We start from the raw sequence: 20832 nt of genomic DNA, 5'->3' as shown, positions 1-20832 counted from the left end.
GGCTCGCGAGCTCACTCCTCGCGCTCACGCCTGCCCCTCGCTCAGCCAGCGGGCGGCCCGCGCGGCCCGCGTCCGTACCTCGTCCAGGTTGTCGCCGAGCACCGTCACGTGCCCGATCTTGCGGCCGGGCCGCACCTGCTTGCCGTAGAGGTGCACCTTGGCGCCCGGCTCCGCCGCGAAGAGGTGGTGCAGCCGCTCGTCGATCGACATCCCGCCCGGCTCGCCGCCCAGCACGTTCGCCATCACCACGACGGGAGCGGTCATCGAGGCGTCGCCCATGGGGTAGTCGAGCACCGCCCGCAGGTGCTGCTCGAACTGCGACGTCCGGGCGCCCTCGATGGTCCAGTGCCCCGAGTTGTGCGGCCGCATCGCCAGCTCGTTGACCACGATCCGGCTGCCGCCGGGCGCGGCCGGGTCGGCGACCTCGAACAGCTCCACCGCGAGCAGGCCGACCACGCCGAGGGCGGTGGCCAGGTCGATGGCGAGCTGCTGGGCGGCGACCGCCAGCTCCTCCGGCAGGCCGGGCGCGGGGGCGAGCACCTCGACGCAGATGCCGTCGCGCTGGACGGTCTCCACCACCGGGTACGCGGCGACCTGCCCGAACGGGGAGCGGGCCACCTGCACCGCCAGCTCCCGGCGCAGCGGCACCCGCTCCTCGACGATCAGCCGGGTACCGCCGGCCAGCAGCGTCGCGACCAGCTCGGCGGCCTGCGCCGCGTCGTCGACCAGCCAGACGCCCCGGCCGTCGTATCCGCCGCGGGCCGCCTTCAGCACCACCGGCCAGCCGGTCTCGTCGCCGAACGCCACGACGTCGGCGGGCTCGGCGACGGGCCGCCAAGCCGGGTTCGGCGCGCCCAGCCCGCCCAACCGCTCCCGCATGGCCTGCTTGTCCTGCGCGTACAGCAACGCGTCGGCGGGCGGGAAGAGCTTCACGCCCTCGGCGGCCAGTGTCCGGATGTGCTCGGTGGGGACGTGCTCGTGGTCGAAGGTGACCACGTCGCAGGCCTTGGCGAAGGTGCGCAGCGCGGCGAGGTCGGTGTGGTCGCCGTACTGGACGTCGGCGGCGACCAGCGCGGCGCCGTCGTCGGGGGCCAGCGCGAGCACGCGCAGCGACTGGCCGAGGGCGATCGCGGACTGGTGGGTCATCCGGGCCAGTTGGCCACCACCCACCATGCCGACAACGGGCAGACCGGTACGGGAATCCATAGCGGCGCCAGCCTATCCGGGCGACCCGTCCCCCGCCCCGCCGGATGGCCGATCGCACACCGTGAGCCTCAGCGCCGGGCGAGCTGGCTGACCAGGTCGTCCACCGTCGTCACCGGCCGCTCGCAGACGAAGCCCCGGCAGACGTACGCGGTGGGCCGCCCGTCGACCAGCGGCCGCTCGGCGAGCAGCGGTACGCCGGGGTGGCCGGGGCGGCCCGCCACGATCACCGCGCCGGGCGGGGCGTGCCGGTGCGCCGCCGCGACCAGCGGGTCGAAGGTCGGGTCGTCGGTGACGACCGCGATCTCGTACGGCCCGGAGAGCAGTGCCTCCCCGACGGTGGCCGCGTAGCCGGTGAACCGGGCGTGCCGGCCGACGATCGGCGCCACGGTCGACAGGGCGGCCTCGGCGGCCTCCCGGTAGCGGGTCTCCCCGGTCAACGCCGAGTACGCCACCAGCGCGGCGACGATCGCCGAGCGCCCGGACGGGGTGGCGTTGTCGGTCGGGTCGGCGGGGCGGGCCACCAACCGCTCGGCGTCGTCGGCGGTGTCGTAGAAGGCGCCGCCCGGCGCGGCGAACCGCTCCAGCGCCACGTCGAGCAGCCGGCCGGCCAGCTCCAGCCAGCGCCCCTCGCCGGTGACCTGGTGCATCGCGCAGAACGCCTCGGCGACGCAGCCGTAGTCCTCCAGCACCCCGGCGGGATCGCCGACCACCCCGTCGCGGGACACCCGACGCAGCCGCCCGTCGACGACGTGCACGCTCGCCAGGTACTCGGCGGCGTCGCGCATCGCCCCGTAGGTGCCGTCGGCGACGCTCTCCAGCGTCTGCGACTCCTCGTCGGGGCCGGCTGGGCCGAACGTGTCGGCCACCCGGTTGAACTCGGCGATCGCGGTGATCGCCAGCCCGTTCCAGGCGGCCACCACCTTGTCGTCCCGGGCCGGCTGCGGCCGTCCCCGGCGCGCCTCCAGCAGCCGGCCGACGACGTCCTGCCAGCGCTGCCGCACCGCCGGGTCCGCGTCGTCGACGTCCCAAGCGAGTCGCAGCACGCTGGTGCCGTGTTCGAAGCTGCCGGCCTCGGTGACGGCGAAGAGGTCGGCGGCCCAGCGGCCGTCCTCCTCCCCCAGCACCTCGACGAGCTGGGTCGGCGTCCAGGCGTAGGTCGCCCCCTCGACACCCTCGGTGTCGGCGTCCAGCGCCGAGGCGAACCCACTGTGCGGCGTACGCAGCTCGTCGGCGAGGAACCAGGCGGTGTCCTGCGCGACCCGGCGGGCCAGCGGATCGCCGGTGAGCCGCCAGAGCTGGGTGTACGCCCGCAGCAGCAGCGCGTTGTCGTAGAGCATCTTCTCGAAGTGCGGCACGGTCCAGTGCCCGTCGACGGAGTAGCGGGCGAAGCCGCCGGCGAGCTGGTCGTAGATGCCGCCCCGGGCCATCGCCTCGCAGGTGTGCCGGGCGATCTCCAGGCTCCGCTGCGAGCCGGTGCGCTGGTGGTGCCGGAGCAGGAAGAGCAGGTTCATGTGCGGCGGGAACTTCGGCGCCCCGCCGAAACCGCCGTTCGCCTCGTCGTACTCCTTGGCGAGCTGCTCGGCCGCGGCGTCGAGCAAGGCGGCGTCGAGCGGCGCGGTGGGCCCGCCCACGGCCTGGGCGCCGCCGATCGCCTCGACCACGGCGGCGCCCTGCTGGATCACGGCGTCGCGCTGGTCCCGCCAGGCGGTGCCGACCGACTGGAGCAGCCGGACGAAGTTCGGCTTCGGAAAGTAGGTGCCGCAGAAGAACGGGGTGCCGTCCGGAGTGGCGAAGACGGTCATCGGCCACCCGCCCTGCCCGGTCATCGCCTGGGTGGCGGTCATGTAGATCGCGTCGACGTCGGGACGCTCCTCACGGTCCACCTTGATCGCCACGAAACCCTCGTTCAGCAGGGCGCCGACCTGCTCGTCCTCGAAGGACTCGTGGGCCATGACGTGGCACCAGTGGCAGGCGGCGTAGCCGACCGAGATGAGCACCGGCACGTCCCGCCGTTTCGCCTCGGCGAACGCCTCGTCGCACCAGGGCCACCAGTCGACCGGGTTGTCGGCGTGCTGGAGCAGGTACGGGCTCGTGGCGTCAGCGAGTCGGTTCACCCGACGACCATAACCACCCGGTGCCGCACCCGCCGGGCGGTCAGGAGGCGCCGTCGGCGCGCAGCGGGAAGACGTTCGGGCGGGCCTCGTCGAGCAGGGTGCCCAGCACCGCGCCGATCTTGTCGGCCGGCATCGGCTTGAAGAAGTGGTAGCCCTGGGCGGCCGTGCAGCCCAGCTCGGCCAGCGCCAGGCGCTGCTCGGCGGTCTCCACGCCCTCGGCGACCACCCTCAGCCCCAGCTCGTGGGCGAGGCCGACGGTCGTCCGCACGATCGCCGCCGCCTCCGGGGAATCCGCCATCCGGATCACGAAGGACCGGTCCACCTTCAGCTCGTCGACCGCGATCCGGGTGAGGAACGTCAGCGAGGAGAAGCCCGTGCCGAAGTCGTCGACGGCGAGCTGCACGCCCATCGACCGCAGCGTGGCGAGCACCTCGTCGATGACCTCCAGCTCGCTCATCACCACCGTCTCGGTGATCTCCAGGACCAGCCGGTCCGGCGGCACCTGGTGCCGCCGCAGCGCGTCGGCGATCTCGGCGGGCAGGCGGGGGTCGAGCAGGCTGCGCGCCGAGAGGTTGACCGAGATCGGCACGTCGAGCCCGTCCCTGACCCAGCCGGCGGCGACGGCGAGCGCCTTGTCCAGCACGTAGCGGGTGAAGCTGCCGAGCTGCTCGCTGTTCTCCACCGGACGGATGAAGTCGTGCGGTCCCAGCCAGCCCCGGCGCGGGTGCCGCCAGCGGATCAGCGCCTCGACGCCGGTCGGGGCACCGGTGGCCAGGTCGACCGCCGGCTGCAACGCCAGCACGAGCTGGTCGTCGGTCTTCAGCGCCTCCCGCAGCTCGGCAAGCAGGGCCAACTGGTCGGTGCTCGCGGCGTCCCGCGTGGAGTCGTACGCGGCGACGCTGCCGCCGCCCTCCTTGGCCTGGTACATGGCGATGTCGGCCCGGCGCAGCAGCTCCGTCAGGTCGGCGGTGCCGGCGTCGGCGACCACCACCCCGACGGAGACCTCGACGGACATCCGCACCCCGGCCACCTCGGTCGGCGTGGCGAGCCGCTCGGCGATCTCGCGGGCCTGCCGCAGCGCGTACGCCATCGGGGCGGCGCGGTCGCCGAGCACCGGGACCGACGTCAGCAGCAGCGCGAACTCGTCGCCGCCGAGCCGGGCGAGCAGGTCCCCGGAGCGGGCGAGGACGCCCAGCCGGTTGGCGGTCAGCCGCAGCAGCTGGTCGCCGGCGGCGTGCCCGAGCGTGTCGTTGACCTCTTTGAACTGGTTGATGTCGAGCAGCAGCAGCGCCACCGGGTGGTCGTGGGCGAGCTGGCGTAGCGCCTGGTCGCCCTTGCCGAGCATGGCCGAACGGTTCACCAGCCCGGTGAGCTGGTCGTGCACCGCCTCGTACGACGAGCGGGCGGCGACCAGCCGCAGTTCCCGGTGGGTCGCGGCGTCGTGCAGCGCGGCGGCCAGGGCGTCCCCGAACGCGGCCACGGCGTCGCGTTCCTGGGCGTTCGGCGGCGCGGAGCGCGGGAACCTGACCCGCAGCTCGCCCACCCGGGTGGCGCCCACGGTGAGGGTACGTCTCAGCTCGTGTTCCTCCGGCTCGGCCTGGCCGGGCGGCGTGACCTCCCGGTCGACCAGCTGGCCGCCCGGGTCGCCCCGGTAGCGCCGCCAGCGGCCGTCGCCCCGGGCCACGTCGACGTCGACGAGCTCGGCGTTGAAAAGGGCCAACGCGCCGGTCACCGCGGCCGTGGCGACGCCCCGCTCGTCGAGCTGGTTGAGCGCGGCGGTGGCGTCGGCGAAGGCCCGCCAGGTGCGGCGCTCCTGGTCGGCGCGGAGCCGGTGCCGGTAGGTCTGCTGGAGGAGCCAGAGCGGCGGCGGAAGCAGCAGCAGCCAGTGCGCGTCCAACTCCAGCAGCGCCACCACGACAAGGCCGACGGCGACGTTCCCGACGAACATCAGCAGTTTGCCCCGGAGCGCGGCGAGCATCGGCGGCACGACGGGGATGCCGTGCCGCAGCGCCAGGGTGGCGCCGCCGAGCGAGGCGGTGACGAGCAGGTAGGTGACCGATCCCGCGAGCACGGCCAAGGCGAGCGCCGGGGTCGGCGCCGTCAGCAGCGGTTGGCCGAGCGCGGTGGTGACGGGGACGGCCAGGGCGGTGGCGGCGGTCAGCGAGGCCGTGATCCGGACGACCTCCAGCGCCGGTCGCCGGTCACCGAGCAGCGACATCGCCGACCAGGCGAGGCCGGCGCCGAGCAGCGTGGCGGAGGGAAGCCAGCCGGCCGGCGTCAGGTAGAGGCAGATGATCAGCGCCGCCTCGCCCCAGGTGATGCTCACCATTCCGGCGGCGCTGCGGAACCGTATCCGGGCCAGTTGGGCGACGGCGAACACGACGACGGCGAGGCCGAACCGGGCCGGCCCGCCGAGCGGGTCGTCGGCGGGCAGCCGCGTCGGCGCGGTCCACCCCAGCGCGGCGGCGACCAGGGCGGTCAGCGCGACGGCGACGGTGAGCAGGAGCAGCCGCGCGGGAGTGCCGCGGGCTTCGCGCCGGTCGGGCGACTCGCCGGCCCTGCCGGAGGTCACCGATCCCCTCCGCGTGCGGGCCGACCGGAGGTACGACGGGCGGCCGCTGGTGTGGTGGTCATCGGCGCCCCCTCCCGCGCACGGCTCGGGAACTCTTGGTCCCCCCGGCGAGAGGCTAAGCCAAACCCGGTGGCCGCAACAGGGGGCGACGGCCGGGTTCGACGTGATTCATGTACGGATCAGCCGTTGCGGCGCTGCTGGCGACCGGTGGGAGCGGCGGAGGATGAATCCTTCGCGCGTTTGCCGTCTGTCGGATCGACGACTGCCGCGTCCGCCCGGTCGGGGGCGACCGGCGGGTCCTGCTGGGGGAACCGGTCGGGCAGCCGGCGCAGCCGGGAGTTCATGTTGCGGATCAGCAGGACGGTGGCGGCCGCCAGGACGAGGATGAGGAAGAGGCCCATCGGCCCGGCCAGGCCACCCGTGCGGGTGTCCCCGAAGTTGTTCTGGGCGAGCACCTGTGCGGCGGTCAGCATGGTGTTCCTCCGGTGTGCGGTTGGTGACCAGGGTAGCCGCCCGCCGGATCAGCGGGCATGGGCCGTCTCGCGCACCCCGGCGAAGAGGTCCGACTCGGGCAGCGGGCTGTCGACCAGCGAGCGGACCAGCTCGAAATCCTCAGTCGGCCAGGCCCGCCTCTGCATCTCCATCGGCACCTGGAACCAGAAGCCGTCCGGGTCGATCTGGGTGGCGTGGGCGCGCAGCGCGTCGTCGCGGACGGGGAAGTAGTCGGCGCACTCCACCCGGGTGGTGATCCGAGGGCCCTTGTCGGGGCGGCCCTCCCAGCGCTTGATCCACTCTTCGTAGGGCGACTCCATGCCGGCGGCGAGCATCCCCTCGTGCAGCGCCATGATCTTGCCCCTGGAGAAGCCGATGTCGTAGTAGAGCTTGAGCGGCTGCCACGCCTCACCCAGCTCCGGGTAGCGCTCCGCGACGCCGGCGGCCTCGAACGCGGCCATCGTGATCTTGTGGGTCATGATGTGGTCGGGGTGCGGGTAGCCGCCCTCCTCGTCGTACGTGGTGACGACGTGCGGGCGGAACTGGCGCATCAGCCGCACCAGCGGGCCGGCGGCCACCTCCACCTCCTGGAGGGCGAAGCAACCCTCGGGCAGCGGCGGCAGTGGGTCGCCCTCGGGCAGGCCGGAGTCGACGAAGCCGAGCCACGCCTGCTCGATACCGAGGATCGCGCGCGCGGCGTCCATCTCCGCCCGGCGGATGTCGGCGATGCTCGCCCAGACGTCCGGCCGGTCCATCTTCGGGTTGAGCACGCTGCCGCGCTCACCGCCGGTGCAGGTGACCACCAGCACGTCCACCCCCTCGGCGACGTACTTCGCCATGGTCGCGGCACCCTTGCTCGACTCGTCGTCGGGATGCGCGTGGACGGCCATCAGTCGCAGTCGCTCTGCCAACGTCGGCACTCCTCGTCTCTGCCGGCCGGCGGACCCCCGCAGGACCGCCCGGCTGACCTGCCGGAATCCTCCCCCGCGCCGGGACCTGCCGGTGCCGACCTGTCATTCTTGACGACGGACGGGCTGCGAGGATGGGACTCTGCCATTCTTGCCGATGCCGCCGACAACGACGCCAGGAGATTTCCGCCGGTGACCGAGACGCACGCCACACTTCCACCGGGCGCCCCGGCCTTCCCGCCGGGCCGGTACGGCCGCCGCCGGGCGCCCCGGGGCCGCCGGCCGCTGCTGACGGCGCTGCTGGTGATCGCTCTGGTCGCGGTCATGACCCTGGTCGCGACGCGGCTCTACCGGCAGTACGGCGACCCGAACTACGACGCCGAGGTGATCACCTACACCGGGATCACCGACAGCCAGGTGCTTGTCGACTTCCAGGTGACCGTGCCGAAGGGCGGCTCCGCCGTCTGCCTGTTGCGCGCCCGCGACCGCGACGGCGCGGAGGTGGCCCGGGAAGAGGTGACGGTGACCGCCGGGCCCGGCCAGCGGCAGGTGACGGCACAGCACCGCCTGGTAACCAGCGCCCGGCCCTTCATCGGCGAGGTGCTGCGCTGCCGGCCCCCGGCCTGAGCAGCCACGACGCGGGCCGGACGCGCCGGCACCGATCTTCCGGACGGCTCCGCGGTAGCGGCTCCGCCGGTGATCGTCCACACCCTGTGTCGTACCGCACTGGTAACTTGGAGTTTCACCAGTCAGCCAGCACGCACAACTGAGGAGAACGCCTGTGTCCACTGGCAACGAGGCGCCCGCCACCTGGCTGTCCCAGGACGCGTTCGACCGGCTCCAGGGCGAGCTCGACGAATTGATCGCCAACCGGCCGGTCATCGCCGCCGAGATCAACGCCCGGCGAGAGGAAGGCGACCTGCGGGAGAACGGCGGCTACCACGCCGCCCGCGAGGAGCAGGGCAAGGCCGAGGGCCGCATCCTCTACCTCAAGGAGCTGCTCCGCACCGCCAAGGTGGGCGCGGCGCCCGACGCCGACGCGGTGTCGCCCGGCATGGTCGTGACGATCTACTTCGACGACGACAAGAACGACACCGAGACCTTCCTGCTCGGCTCCCGGGAGATCGCGTCGACCACCGACCTGACGGTCTACAGCCCGGAGTCCGCGCTGGGCAAGGCGATCCTGGGCGGCCGGGCCGGCCAGACCTGCACCTACACGGCGCCCAGCGGCGCCGACATCAAGGTGACCGTCGTCAGCTTCGAGCCGTTCTCCGGCTGAGCACGACAGCGAGCACGACCAGCGTCCCGGCGAGGCGTGACACCACCCGGTGTCACGCCTCGCCGGCGAAGACCACCTGGTAGCCGCTGGCCCGCAACGCGCTGATCAGCGTGTCGGAGTGCTCGACGCCGCGGGTCTCCACCGACAGCGCGACCTCCACCTCGCCCAGGCGCAGGTGCGGGTTGGCCCGTTGGTGCTCCACGTCCACCACGTTCGCCCGGTGCCCGGCGATCTCGCCCAGCAGCGACGCGAGCTGACCCGGGCGGTCCGAGCAGCGCACGGTCACCCGCAGGTAACGCCCGGCGGCGGCGAGGCCGTGCTCGATCACCCTGAGCATCAGCAGCGGGTCGATGTTGCCGCCGGAGAGCACGGCCACGACCGGCGCCTCCACGTCGACGACGCCCGCCAGCAGCGCGGCCACCCCGACCGCACCGGCCGGCTCGACCACCTGCTTGCCCCGCTCCAGCAGCATCAGCAGCGCGCGGGAGATGTCCTCCTCGGAGACCGTGACGATCTCGTCCACCAGCTCGCGGACGTGGGTGAAGGTGAGTTCACCGGGCCGGCCGACGGCGATGCCGTCCGCGATGGTGCCGAACGCCGGTAGGCGTACCGGCTCGCCGGCCGCCAGCGAGGGCGGGAACGCCGCCGCGCCGGCGGCCTGCACGCCGATGATCCGCACGTCGGGCCGCAGCGCCCTGGCCGCCACCGCCATGCCGGACACCAGCCCGCCGCCGCCCACCCCGGTGATGATCGTCCTGACATCGGGACACTGTTCGAGGATCTCCAGGGCCACCGTGCCCTGGCCGGCGATGACGTCCCGGTGGTCGAACGGGTGGATCAGCGTCGCCCCCGTCCGCTCGGCGAAGGTCTGCGCCGCGACCAGGGACTCGTCCACGGTGTTGCCGACCAGCTCGATCTGCGCGCCGTACCCCTTGGTGGCGGCCACCTTCGGCAGCGGCGCGTTCACCGGCATGAAGACCGTGGCGTGCGTGCCGACGAGACCGGCGGCGAGCGCCACGCCCTGGGCGTGGTTGCCGGCGCTCGCCGCGACCACGCCGTCAGCCCGCTGCGCCTTCGACAACCGGGAGATCCGCACGTACGCACCACGCACCTTGTACGAGCCGGCGCGTTGCAGGTTCTCGCACTTGAGCCACGTCGGCCCGCCGAGCGCCGCGCTGAGCGGCCGGCAGGGCTCCAGCGGGGTGGTCCGGACGACGCCGGTGAGCAGCTCCCGCGCGGCCCGTACGTCGGCGAGGCCGACCAGTTCCGTCATGCCCAGATCGTGCCACCTGGGAAATCAGACGGTGGCGGGGGTGCGGGGGTAGCTGGGGGCGTGGCGCGGCCAGGGGGCCAGCATCTCGAACTGGCCGGCCACGGCGAGCAACAGCAGCTCGGAGCCGGGCGGACCGACGAGCTGCACGGCGACCGGCAGCCCGTCCGGGCGGCGGCCGACCGGCACCACCAGCGCGGGCAGGCCGGCGATGTTCCATGGGGCGGCGAACGGGGCGTACCGGATGCTGGCCAGCATGTTGGCCCGCCAGGACCGGCCGGACCAGCCCGTGGCCTCCGGCGGTACGGTGGCCAGGGCCGGGGTGAGCAGCAGGTCGACCGAGTGGTCGGCGAAGAAGCCGATCGAGCGCTCCCGCCAGGCGGCCCGGTCGGCCTCCCGGACGTACCCGCGTCGCTGCGCCCACTCGCCGAGGGCGACGTGCCGGCGGCTGCGCCGCTGGAGACCACGCCGGTCCAGCCCGGCGGCGCGGACGTCGGCGGCCGCCGCGGCGAGCCACGTGGCGATGCCCTGGAGGCCCAGCGCCGTCGGGTAGACGGGGTCGGCCGGCACGGTGTCGTGGCCGGCGCCGGCGAGCAGCCGGCCGGCGGCGGCGACCGCGTCCCGGTTGGGCCCGTCGGGGTGCACGCCCCGCACCGGCGAGCGGAGCGAGACGCCCACCCGCAGCCGCTGCGGCGGCACCAGCTTCTCCGGGCGGCGGCCGGCCAGCACCGAGAAGCCGACGGCCGCGTCGGCGACCGTGCTGGTGAGCATGCCGTGCTCGGTGAGCCCGAACCAGTCCTCCGCGCCGAGCTGGCACGGGACCACCCCCCGGCCCGGCTTGAGGCCGACCAGGCCGCAGCATGCCGCCGGGATGCGGATCGAGCCCAGGCCGTCGTTGCCGTGGGCGATCGGCACCAGGCCGGCGGCGACCGCGGCGGCGGCTCCCCCGGAGGAGCCGCCGGGGGTACGCCCGGTGTCCCAGGGGTTGCGGGTGACGGCGGTCTCGTCGTCGGTGATGCCCCAGAGGCCGAGTTCGGGCATCCGGGTGACCCCGAGGATCACCGCGCCGGCGCCGCGCAACCGGCGGACCACCTCGTGGTCGGCCTCGGCCACCGGGGTACGCACGGCGGCCGACCCGTTCCACGTGGGCAGCCCAGCGACGGGGGTGTTCTCCTTGACCGCCACCGGCACCCCGGCCAGGGGCAGGTTGGCCAGGTCCTCCTGCTCGTCGACCTTCTCCGCCTCGGTGATTGCCTCCCCGCCGCGTACCGTGCGGAACGCGGCGAGGTCGGCGTCGACCTTGGCGATGTGGTCGAGGTGGTCGGCGACGACCTGGGTGGCCGTGACATCGCCCCGGCGTACGCCCCGGGCGATCTGCTTGGCGGTCGCCCCCACCCAGGTCGGCATGATGTCCTGCACGGCCACCCTCCTCAGCAGCGGTCAGCCCAGTGCCTGCTCCAGATCGGCGAGCAGATCGTCGACCGTCTCGATGCCGACAGACAGTCGCACGAGATCGCCGGGAACTTCAAGCGGCGAGCCGGCAGCACTTGCGTGTGTCATCCGGCCCGGGTGCTCGATCAGGGATTCCACGCCGCCGAGCGACTCGGCGAGCACGAAGAGCTTGGCCCTGTTGCAGATCTCGACGGCGTGTTCCTCGCCGCCGGCCGCCCGGAACGAGATCATCCCGCCGAACCGGCGCATCTGCTTGGCGGCCACCTCGTGGCCCGGGTGCGCGGCCAACCCCGGGTAGATGACCTGACCGACCTTGGCGTGCCCGTCCAGGTAGGCCGCGATCCGCTCGGCGTTGTCGCAGTGCCGGTCCATGCGTACGCCCAGGGTCTTGATGCCGCGCAGGGTCAGCCACGCGTCGAAGGGACCGTTGACCGCGCCCATCGCGTTCTGGTGGTAGCGCAGTTCCTCGCCCAGCCCGGCGTCGGCCGTGACCAGCGCGCCACCGACCACGTCGGAGTGGCCGCCGACGTACTTGGTGGTGGAGTGCACCACCACGTCCGCGCCGAACGCGATCGGCTGCTGGAGGTACGGCGAGGCGAAGGTGTTGTCGACGACCAGCAGGGCGCCCGCGTCGTGCGCGATGCCGGCGAGCGCGGCGATGTCGGCGATGCCGAGCAGCGGGTTGGTGGGCGTCTCCACCCAGACGATGCGGGTCCGGCCCGGCTCGACGGCGGCCCGGACCGCGTCCGGGTCGGAGACCTTCGCCGGGGTGAAGTCCAACCCCCAGCGCTGGGCGACCCGGGCGAAGAGCCGGTACGTGCCCCCGTACGCGTCGTCCGGGATCACCACGTGGTCACCCGGCTTGCAGACGGTACGCAGCACGGCGTCCTCGGCGGCGAGGCCGCTGGCGAAGGCGAGACCGACCCGGCCGCCCTCCAGCGCGGCGAGGCACTCCTGGAGCGCGTCGCGGGTCGGGTTGCCGGAGCGGCTGTACTCGTAGCCCAGCCGGGGCGCGCCGACGGCGTCCTGCGCGTAGGTGCTGGTCTGGTAGATCGGTGGAATCACCGCGCCGGTGCGGGCCTCGGGATCCTGGCCGGCGTGGATGGCGAGCGTGTCGAAGCCGTGACTCATTACCGAGACGTTAGTCCGCGGACCGGTGCGACGCGCCGGGCGGGGACGGGCTCTAGCCTGACCGGATGGGCGGGTGCGTGTTCTGCGACATCATCGAGGGCGCGACGACGGCGTTCCGGGTGGTGGACGAGGCGGCCGGGGTCGCGTTCCTGGACACCCGGCCGGTCTTCAAGGGGCACGTGCTGGTCGTCCCGCGTACCCACCTGGTCACCCTGACCGACCTGCCGCCGGAGTCGCTGGCCGGCTACTTCGGTCTCGTGCGCCGGCTCGCGATCGCGGTGGAGACCGGTCTGGGGGCCGGCGGGACGTTCGTGGCGATGAACAACAAGGTGTCCCAGTCCGTCGCGCACCTGCACACCCACGTGGTGCCCCGGACCAGGGGCGACGGGCTGCGCGGCTTCTTCTGGCCCCGCACCCGCTACGCCGACGACGCCGAGGCCGGGACCTACGCCGCCCGGATCGCCGCAGCCCTCTGACGCGGCCCCCGCAGCGTGTCCGCGCCCGCACCGTCAAGCACGGAGAGTAATGCTGACGCTTCGCGACGCTCCGTGATGCTGCCGCGGCGGCTCCGGACATGCCTGGCCCGCCCTTTGCTCTGCAGCCACATCCGCACCACCATGTTGACCTGCGCCGGCGCCAGGAGCGACCTCATTCACACCGACGTCGACCGTCACTAACAGCAACTGGTGCGGATATGGCTGCAGAGCAAAGGGGCTGCGGGCGACCCTCCGCGGCCCGGCAGGGGGGTCACCGACCGTAGCGGCAGCACGGCCAGGTGTTCCTTCGCGTTCCGCCGGGAAGCCGGAGCCGCCTGAGTGCGGGCGGAGCGGGTAAGGAAGGTGGGTCCGGCGGTGTTGCACGCTGGGGAAAGTACGAGAGGAGTCCCACCGTGTTCCTGCGCCGTATGAAGGCCGAGCTACCCACCCCCGACCAGGCCCTGCCGGGTCGCCCGATCGCGATGCCGATCGCCGACCGGCACGAGGTGCTGGGCAGCCCGCTGAAGGGCCCGTTTCCGGACGGCTCGCAGGTGGCCGTGTTCGGCATGGGCTGCTTCTGGGGCGCCGAGCGGCTGTTCTGGACCCTGCCGGGCGTGCTCACCACGTCCGCCGGCTACGCGGGCGGCAGCACGCCGAACCCGACGTACGAGGAGGTGTGCTCGGGCATGACGGGGCACGCCGAGGTGGTCCAGGTGGTCTACGACCCCACCACGATCAGCTACGAGGACCTGCTGAAGGTCTTCTGGGAGAACCACGACCCGACCCAGGGCATGCGCCAGGGCAACGACGTGGGCACCCAGTACCGGTCGACGATCTACGCCACCACCGACGAGCAGCTCGCCACCGCGCGGGCGTCGCGGGACGCCTTCGCGCCGATCGTGGCGCGCGCCGGCAAGGGCGAGATCACCACGGAGATCGACCGGCTCGGCGACTACTACTTCGCCGAGGACCATCACCAGCAGTACTTGGCGCCCACGAAGAACCCGAACGGGTACTGCAACCACGGCCCGAACGGGCTGAGCTGCCCGGTGGGCATCGCCCGCACGTCCGGCTGAGCGGGCGACGGTCGTGATCGGGTCTGCGGTGTTTGTCACACCGCGGACCCGGTTCCGATTCGGGCACCGGGCCGACGCCGGCCGCAAACGGCGCTGTCTCCACACGCCGGCCGGACCGAGCCGAGCATCATAGCAAGATCCCGCACCCGCTGACATCATCTCAACGGGCGAACTCCGCCGGCCTCTGGCAGCATTGCCTCGCATGTGCGGACTTGCGGGAGAGTTCCGCCGTGACGGCTCGCGCGCCGACGTGTCGGCGGTGGAGCGCATGGCGGCCACGATGAGCGACCGGGGGCCCGACGACAGCGGGGTCTGGGCCCAGGGCCCGACGGCCCTCGGACACCGGCGGCTGAAAATCATCGACCTCTCGGCCGCGAGCGGACAACCGCTTGTCGACGCCGGCACCGGGTTGACCGGCGTCTTCAACGGCTGCATCTACAACTACCGCGAGCTGCGCGCGGAACTCCAGGCCGCCGGCCACCGGTTCTTCTCCGCCGGGGACGGCGAGGTCGTGCTCAAGGCGTACGCGCAGTGGGGGCTCGACTTCGTCGACCACCTGGTCGGCATGTTCGCCGTGGCGATCAGCGAGCGGGACACCGGCCGGCTGGTGCTGGCCCGGGACCGGCTCGGCATCAAGCCGCTCTACGTGGCCGAGGCGCCCGGGGTGGTGCGGTTCGCCAGCACCCTGCCCGCGCTGCTGGCCGGGGGCGGCGTCGACACCGCCATCGACCCGGTCGCGCTCGCGCACTACCTGAGCTTCCACAGCATCGTGCCGCCGCCGCGCACCATCCTGCGCGGGGTCGCCAAACTGCCCCCGGCGACCGTACGGGTCTACGAGCCGGACGGCCGCGTCTCCGAGCGGGTCTACTGGGACCCGTCCTTCACCCGCGCCGCCGAGCGGGCCGGCTGGTCCGAGCGGGACTGGCAGGACGCCCTGCTGGAGTCGCTGACCACCGCCGTACGCCGGCGGATGGTCGCCGACGTGCCGGTGGGCGTGCTGCTCTCCGGCGGGCTGGACTCCAGCCTGGTGGTCGCCCTGCTGGCCGGCGAGGGCCAGCGCGGGCTCTCCACCTTCTCCATCGGCTTCGACGCGGTCGGCGGCCGGGAGGGCGACGAGTTCCGCTACTCCGACCTGGTCGCGAAGACGTTCGACACCGACCACCACCAGATCCGGGTGGCCGCCGCCGACCTGGTGCCGCCGCTGGAGGCCGCCGTCGCCGCGATGTCCGAGCCGATGGTCAGTCACGACTGCGTGGCGTTCTACCTGCTCAGCGAGGTGGTGTCGCAGCACGTCAAGGTGGTCCAGTCCGGTCAGGGCGCGGACGAGATCCTCGGCGGCTACCACTGGTACCCGCCGCTGGCGAAGGTCGGCCGGGACCAGGCGCTCGACACGTACGCCGAGGCGTTCTTCGACCGGGACGCGGCCGGGCTGGCCCGGGTGCTGAACCCGGCCTGGCTGCCCGACGGCGACCCGGCGCGGGAGTTCGTGGCCGCGCACCTGGGCCGGGCCGGCGCCCAGACGGCGGTCGACGCCGGCCTGCGGATCGACACCCAGGTCATGCTGACCGACGACCCGGTCAAGCGGGTGGACAACATGACGATGGCGCACGGGCTGGAGGCCCGGGTGCCGTTCCTCGACCACGAGTTCGTCGAGTTGGCCGCGAGCTGCCCGCCGGAGCTCAAGCTGGCCCAGGGCGGCAAGGGGGTGCTCAAGGAGATCGGCCGCCGGGTGCTGCCGCACGAGGTCATCGACCGGCCGAAGGGCTACTTCCCGGTGCCGGGCCTCACCCATTTGGAGGGCAAGCTCCTCGACCGGGTACGCGACGCGCTCTCCGCGCCCGAGGCCCGCCGCCGCGACCTGTTCCGCGCCGACTACGTCGACGCCCTGCTCGCGGACCCGAACGCCGAACTGACCCCGTTGAACGGAAACAAGCTGTGGCAACTCGGACTCCTGGAAATGTGGCTCCAGAGCCACGGAATCGACTGACCGTGAACGACACCCTGGCGACCGGCGCGGCCCGGTCCGACCGGCTCCGTGGCGGCCGGCGACGGGAGCGGGTCGGCCCCGGCGGCGACCCGATGGCGCCGGAGCCGACGGAGGCCCCCGCCCGCGAGGGCGACACCGACGTGGTGCTGGACTGCGGCTGGGGCCGGCTCGTCTTCGGGCAGACCTTCGCCGACCAGGCCGCCGTCGCCGCCGTGCTGCGCTCCGAGGCCGCCGGCTCCCGGGACATCTGCATCTACCTGCGCGACCCGCACGTGCTGGTGTCCCGGCTGCCGGACGAGTTGTTCATCGACCCGTCGCTGACCTACCGGCTGCCGCTCGACGGCGACCGGCCGGTGGCCGACGACGAGGTCCCGGGGCTGACCATCCGCCCGCTGGCCGACGCCGACGACGCGGACGCGGTGAACCGGATCTACGCCCGCAACGGCATGGTCACCGCCCCGGTCGACGTGCTCGTCGCCAACGCGGCCACCGACCGGTTCCTGCATCTCGTCGCCGAGGACGTCACCGGCGAGATCGTCGGCACGATCACCGGCGTCGACCACGTCGCGGTCTTCGCCGACCCGGAGGGCGGGGCCAGCCTGTGGTGCCTCACCGTCGACTTCAACACCGCGCCGCCGGGCACCGGCCAGGCGCTGATCACCGCGCTTGCCGCGCGGCTGGTCGAGCGGGGCCGGGCGTACGTGGACCTGTCCGTGCTCGCCGAGAACACCGGGGCGATCCGGCTCTACGAGCGGCTCGGCTTCTACCGGCGGTCGACCCTCTGCGTGAAGCGGAAGAACCCGATCAACGAGCGGCTCTTCCTGCCCGCCACGCCCGAGGGGTACGACCGGCTCAACCCGTACGCGAGGATCGTCGCCGACGAGGCGATGCGGCGCGGCATCCGGGTGGAGGTCACCGACCCGGCCTGGGGTGAGCTGCGGCTGAGCAACGGCGGGCGGGCCGTGCTGACCCGCGAGTCGCTGTCGGAGCTGACCTCGGCGGTGGCGATGAGCCGCTGCGACGACAAGCGGGTCACCCGCCGGATCCTCGCCGAGGCGGGGCTGTCGGTGCCGCGCGGCCGGACCGCCACCGGAGACGAGGGCGACGTCGCCTTCCTCACCGAGGTCGGCCGGGCGGTGGTGAAGCCGGCCCGGGGCGAGCAGGGCAACGGCATCACGGTGGGCGTCCGGAACCCCGAGGCGCTGGCCGCCGCCGTCGAGCTGGCCGCCCGGTTCTGCCCCGACGTGCTGATCGAGGAGATGCGCACCGGCGAGGACCTGCGGGTCATCGTCATCGACCACGAGGTGGTGGCCGCCGCGATCCGGCGCCCCGCCTCGATCACCGGCGACGGGGTGCACGACGTCGCCGAGCTGATCGAGCGGCAGAGCCGCCGGCGGGCCGCCGCCACCGGGGGCGAGTCCCGGATCCCGCTCGACGACATGACCCGCGACGTGCTCGCCGAGGCGGGCCACGAGCCGCACGACGTGCTGTCCGAGGGGCAGGTGCTGGCCGTACGCAGGACCGCCAACCTGCACACCGGCGGCACCATCCACGACGTGACCCGGGAACTGCACCCGGCGATCGCCGAGGCGTGCGTGGCCGCCAGCCGCGCCCTGGACATCCCGGTCACCGGGCTGGACCTGCTGGTCGACGCCCCGGACCGGCCCGAGCACGTCTTCATCGAGGCCAACGAGCGGCCCGGCCTGGCCAACCACGAGCCGCAGCCGACCGCCGAACGCTTCGTGGATCTCCTCTTCCCGGGTACCCGCGCGCCCCGGCGGCTGTGGACCCCGGCCGGCCCGGGAGGTGCCGCGTGAGCCCGACGCCTCTGGAGATCGACCTGGACTACCTGCGCCAGGTGCTGCTGGAGTTGCTGGAGATCCCGAGCCCGTCGGGGCGTACGGACCACGTGCAGCAGTACGTCGGCGAGCGGCTCTCCGCGCTCGGCATCGCCTCCACGCTGACCCGGCGCGGCGCGCTGAGCGCCTTCCTGCCCGGCCCCCGCGCCACGGGAGCCGACCGGGCGATCGTGGTGCACACCGACACCATCGGCGGCATGGTCAAGCGGCTCAAGGAGAACGGCCGGCTGGAGCTGAAGCCGATCGGCACGCACAGTGCCCGGTTCGCCGAGGGCGCCCACGTGCGGATCTTCACCGACGACCTGGACCGGGTGGTCACCGGGCAGGTGCTCCCCCTGAAGGCCAGCGGGCACCGCTACAACGAGGGCGTCGACCTCCAGGGGGTCGGCTGGGAACAGGTCGAGGTCCGGGTCGACGAGCCGGTCGACGACATCGCGGGCCTGCGCGCGCTCGGCATCGACGCCGGGGACTTCGTCGCGTTCCTGCCGAACCCGACGATCACCCCCTCCGGGTACGTGAAGTCCCGGCACCTGGACGACAAGGCGGGCGTGGCGGCGGTGCTGACCGCGTTCAAGGCGATGGTCGACGCCGGTGCCCGCCCGGCGGTCACCGCGCACCTGCTGGTCACCGTGACCGAGGAGATCGGGCACGGCGCCTCGCACGGTCTCGATCCCGACGTGGCGGAGATCGTGTCGGTGGACGCGGCGGTGGTCGCCCCCGGCCAGCAGTCCCGCGAGGACGCGGCCACCCTGGCGATGGGCGACGGGGTCGGGCCGTTCGACTACCACCTGACGCGCAACCTGGCCTCGATCGCCGCCACGCACGACGTACGCCTGGTCCGTGACGTCTTCGACTACTACCGCTCGGACGTGGCGGCGGCCGTGGAGGCCGGGGCGCACGCCCGGGTGGCGCTGCTCGGCTTCGGGGTGGACGCCACCCACGGGCACGAACGCACCCACCTCGACGGCCTGCTCCAGCTCACCCGGTTGCTCTGCCTCTACCTCCAGAGCGACCTGGTCTTCCCCGAGTGGGACGCCGAGCCGGAGGGCGACCTGGCCGACTTCCCGTCGCTGGCGGTGCAGCCGGCCAGCGAGGAGGGGCCCCGGGACGGCCCCATCGGCATCGTGGAGACCTCCTGACGCCGGGGAGTGTTCCCGCCCGGGCGTGTGATCGAAATCCGTTGCCGGGGACCACGGCCTATGGATAGCGTGGCCGTACACGGGAAAGGAGGTGGTCCAGACTTGTATAGCAATCGGACTCGTGAGGTGGCTGTCCGCTAGCCGCTGTCCTCGACAGTGAAAACCGTCCGCCGTGAGGCGGGCACAGGCACCATCGTCGAGACCGTGTGGCAGCGGTGCGGCGAAACCACGACAGCCACCCGACCCCCGGGGTGCCGGCCAAAGTCCAGCCGGCCCGTGCGTCAGCGCGGAAGCCCCGGGGGTCGACCCTTTTCCCGCCGGGTCGTCGGAGCAGCCGGAGGTCGGTCCCGTGTCGATGCGCGAGCTGGTGGTGCTCGGGACGGCCAGCCAGGCTCCCACCCGACAGCGCAACCACAACGGGTACGTGCTGCGCTGGGACGGCGAGGTGATCCTCTTCGACCCGGGCGAGGGCAGCCAGCGGCAACTCCTGCACACCACGGTCACCGCCACCGACCTGACCCGGATCTGCGTCACCCACTTCCACGGCGACCACTGCCTCGGCCTGCCCGGCACCATCCAGCGGCTCTCCCTCGACCGGGTGCCGCACCCGGTGGCGGTGCACTTCCCGGCCGGCGGCGCCGACTACTTCGCCCGGCTGCGGTACGCCGCCAGCTTTTACGAGACCGCCGAGCTGCGCGTCGAGCCCGTCGAGGCCGACGGGCAGCGGATCACCCTGGGCGTCGGCACGCTGGAGGCCCGCCGGCTGCGGCACCCGATCGAGACGTACGGCTACCGGCTCGTCGAGCCGGACGGCTGCCGGATGCTGCCGGAGAAGCTGGCCGCGTACGGCATCGCCGGGCCGGCCGTCGGGGAGCTGATCCGGGTCGGCCACCTCGACCTCGACGGGCGCCGCGTCACCCGTGAGGAGGTGAGCGTCCCCCGGCCCGGGCAGCGGTTCGCCTTCGTGATGGACACCGGCCTCTGCGACGGCGTGTACGCCCTCGCCGAGCACGCCGACATGCTGGTCATCGAGTCGACCTTCCTCGACTCGGAGGCCGCGCTCGCCGCCGAGGTCGGCCACCTCACCGCGGGGCAGGCCGCGCGGGTGGCGGCCGAGTCGGGCGTACGCCGGCTCGTGCTCACCCACTTCTCCCAGCGGTACGCCGATCCGCGCAGCTTCGCCGACGAGGCCCGCGCGCACTTCGACGGGGACCTGATCGTCGCCGAGGACCTGACGACCGTGCAGGTGCCGCCCCGGCGGTAGTCTCGGCCGGGTGACGATCACCCTACGCCCCGCCACCGAGGCCGACCTGATGCTGGTGGGCGCCCTGCACCAGCGGTCCCGGGTGGCGGCGTACTCGGCCTTCCTCCCGGCGGAGGCGCTGGCCGAACCGACGCCGGAGGCGATGGGCGCCTACTGGACCGAACGGTGGGTGTGGGAGCGGGACGACCACCGGATGACCGTGGTCGAGCGTGCCGGCCGGCTGGTCGGGTTCAGCCACCTCGGCCCGGACGACGCGGGCGACCCGGCGACGGGCCTGCTCAACGCCATCCACCTCGAACCGTCCGAACGGGGACAGGGCACCGGCCGCGCCCTGATGGTCGACGCGCTGGAAGCCATGCGGGCACGCGGCTGGTCCCGTGCGGTGCTCTGGGTGCTGCGGGACAACGTGCCCGCCCGCCGCTTCTACGAACGCGGCGGCTGGACTCTCACCGGCGAGGAACGCGACGAGCACATCGGCCCGGCGCTCACCCCCCAGCTCCGCTACGCACGCGCCCTGTGAGGCCCCGCCTTCTGCGGGCCGGGTGTGAGGAAGGGCCAGCTGTTAGGAAGGGCCCCCTGCTATCGCTTTTCGCATAGCAGGGGGCCC

The 20832-nt window shown here is 73.3% G+C and carries 17 protein-coding genes; 9 read left to right on the top strand and 8 right to left on the bottom strand.

Annotated elements, in window-relative coordinates; all coding sequences use genetic code 11:
- Positions 1 to 24 precede the first annotated feature (24 nt).
- From ABZ809_RS05185 to mca, 5 genes are all read right to left on the bottom strand, one after another.
- Entirely contained in the window at positions 25 to 1206 is a 1182-nt protein-coding gene (locus ABZ809_RS05185; RefSeq protein ID WP_357561112.1) for a 5-(carboxyamino)imidazole ribonucleotide synthase, read from the bottom strand.
- A 68-nt stretch (positions 1207 to 1274) separates the two neighbouring features.
- Entirely contained in the window at positions 1275 to 3320 is a 2046-nt protein-coding gene (locus ABZ809_RS05180) for a thioredoxin domain-containing protein (protein ID WP_357561111.1), read from the bottom strand.
- 40 nt (positions 3321 to 3360) lie between these two features.
- Complete coding sequence (locus ABZ809_RS05175) at positions 3361 to 5823, bottom strand: bifunctional diguanylate cyclase/phosphodiesterase (protein ID WP_357561457.1); 2463 nt, start codon at positions 5821 to 5823, stop codon at positions 3361 to 3363.
- A gap of 248 nt (positions 5824 to 6071) precedes the next feature.
- Positions 6072 to 6365, bottom strand: coding sequence for a hypothetical protein (locus tag ABZ809_RS05170; protein ID WP_357561110.1), 294 nt, complete (start codon positions 6363 to 6365; stop codon positions 6072 to 6074).
- Positions 6366 to 6413: 48 nt separating this feature from the next.
- Complete coding sequence (gene mca, locus ABZ809_RS05165; RefSeq protein WP_357561109.1) at positions 6414 to 7295, bottom strand: mycothiol conjugate amidase Mca; 882 nt, start codon at positions 7293 to 7295, stop codon at positions 6414 to 6416.
- A 189-nt stretch (positions 7296 to 7484) separates the two neighbouring features.
- Between mca and ABZ809_RS05160 the strand changes: the two genes are divergently transcribed.
- The gene (locus ABZ809_RS05160) at positions 7485 to 7919 is read left to right on the top strand and encodes a DUF4307 domain-containing protein (protein ID WP_357561108.1); all 435 of its coding nucleotides are present in this window, start codon (positions 7485 to 7487) and stop codon (positions 7917 to 7919) included.
- Between the two features lie 154 nt (positions 7920 to 8073).
- Positions 8074 to 8571 (top strand): transcription elongation factor GreA, encoded by a 498-nt coding sequence (gene greA / locus ABZ809_RS05155; RefSeq protein ID WP_357561107.1) that lies wholly within the window; start codon positions 8074 to 8076, stop codon positions 8569 to 8571.
- A 52-nt stretch (positions 8572 to 8623) separates the two neighbouring features.
- Here the strand turns inward: greA and ilvA are convergent, their stop codons facing one another.
- From ilvA to ABZ809_RS05140, 3 genes are read right to left on the bottom strand one after another with little or no spacing between them, the layout of a single operon-like run.
- Positions 8624 to 9844, bottom strand: coding sequence for a threonine ammonia-lyase (gene ilvA / locus ABZ809_RS05150; RefSeq protein WP_357561106.1), 1221 nt, complete (start codon positions 9842 to 9844; stop codon positions 8624 to 8626).
- Positions 9845 to 9868: 24 nt separating this feature from the next.
- Positions 9869 to 11266 carry an amidase family protein gene (locus ABZ809_RS05145; protein ID WP_357561105.1) on the bottom strand — a complete coding sequence of 466 codons (1398 nt, stop codon included), beginning with the start codon at positions 11264 to 11266 and terminating at the stop codon, positions 9869 to 9871.
- Between the two features lie 15 nt (positions 11267 to 11281).
- A complete protein-coding gene (locus tag ABZ809_RS05140) occupies positions 11282 to 12424 on the bottom strand; it encodes a cystathionine gamma-synthase (protein ID WP_357561104.1) in 1143 nt (380 codons plus the stop codon).
- 65 nt (positions 12425 to 12489) lie between these two features.
- Here ABZ809_RS05140 and ABZ809_RS05135 point away from each other — a divergent pair, with 65 nt between their 5' ends.
- The 7 genes from ABZ809_RS05135 (at position 12490) to ABZ809_RS05105 (ending at position 20745) form a co-directional block, all read left to right on the top strand.
- Positions 12490 to 12900 carry an HIT family protein gene (locus ABZ809_RS05135; RefSeq protein WP_357561103.1) on the top strand — a complete coding sequence of 137 codons (411 nt, stop codon included), beginning with the start codon at positions 12490 to 12492 and terminating at the stop codon, positions 12898 to 12900.
- Positions 12901 to 13313: 413 nt separating this feature from the next.
- Positions 13314 to 13976, top strand: coding sequence for a peptide-methionine (S)-S-oxide reductase MsrA (msrA, locus tag ABZ809_RS05130; RefSeq protein WP_357561102.1), 663 nt, complete (start codon positions 13314 to 13316; stop codon positions 13974 to 13976).
- Positions 13977 to 14178: 202 nt separating this feature from the next.
- Positions 14179 to 15963: an N-acetylglutaminylglutamine amidotransferase gene (locus ABZ809_RS05125; RefSeq protein ID WP_357561101.1), complete on the top strand. Its 1785-nt coding sequence runs from the start codon at positions 14179 to 14181 to the stop codon at positions 15961 to 15963.
- Between the two features lie 2 nt (positions 15964 to 15965).
- Positions 15966 to 17780 carry an N-acetylglutaminylglutamine synthetase gene (ngg, locus tag ABZ809_RS05120; protein ID WP_357561100.1) on the top strand — a complete coding sequence of 605 codons (1815 nt, stop codon included), beginning with the start codon at positions 15966 to 15968 and terminating at the stop codon, positions 17778 to 17780.
- A complete protein-coding gene (locus ABZ809_RS05115; RefSeq protein ID WP_357561099.1) occupies positions 17777 to 18961 on the top strand; it encodes an osmoprotectant NAGGN system M42 family peptidase in 1185 nt (394 codons plus the stop codon). Before ngg ends, ABZ809_RS05115 begins: the two co-directional genes overlap by 4 nt.
- A 349-nt stretch (positions 18962 to 19310) precedes the next feature.
- Entirely contained in the window at positions 19311 to 20225 is a 915-nt protein-coding gene (locus ABZ809_RS05110) for a ribonuclease Z (RefSeq protein ID WP_357561098.1), read from the top strand.
- A 10-nt stretch (positions 20226 to 20235) separates the two neighbouring features.
- Positions 20236 to 20745 (top strand): GNAT family N-acetyltransferase, encoded by a 510-nt coding sequence (locus tag ABZ809_RS05105; protein ID WP_357561097.1) that lies wholly within the window; start codon positions 20236 to 20238, stop codon positions 20743 to 20745.
- Positions 20746 to 20832 lie beyond the last annotated feature (87 nt).

This window comes from Micromonospora sp. NPDC047074, from assembly GCF_040643815.1.
Classification (GTDB): domain Bacteria; phylum Actinomycetota; class Actinomycetes; order Mycobacteriales; family Micromonosporaceae; genus Micromonospora.
The sequence above is the reverse complement of the archived record's forward strand: the minus strand, read 5'-3'. Positions and strand labels throughout refer to the sequence as shown.

What these genes read in the sequence shown, in the direction of transcription:
- ABZ809_RS05185 (WP_357561112.1), bottom strand. Translation starts at nt 1,206, where the DNA reads ATGGATTCCCGTACCGGTCTGCCCGTTGTCGGCATGGTGGGTGGTGGC.
- ABZ809_RS05170 (WP_357561110.1), bottom strand. Translation starts at nt 6,365, where the DNA reads ATGCTGACCGCCGCACAGGTGCTCGCCCAGAACAACTTCGGGGACACC.
- ilvA (WP_357561106.1), bottom strand. Translation starts at nt 9,844, where the DNA reads ATGACGGAACTGGTCGGCCTCGCCGACGTACGGGCCGCGCGGGAGCTG.
- ABZ809_RS05140 (WP_357561104.1), bottom strand. Translation starts at nt 12,424, where the DNA reads ATGAGTCACGGCTTCGACACGCTCGCCATCCACGCCGGCCAGGATCCC.
- ABZ809_RS05135 (WP_357561103.1), top strand. Translation starts at nt 12,490, where the DNA reads ATGGGCGGGTGCGTGTTCTGCGACATCATCGAGGGCGCGACGACGGCG.
- ABZ809_RS05125 (WP_357561101.1), top strand. Translation starts at nt 14,179, where the DNA reads ATGTGCGGACTTGCGGGAGAGTTCCGCCGTGACGGCTCGCGCGCCGAC.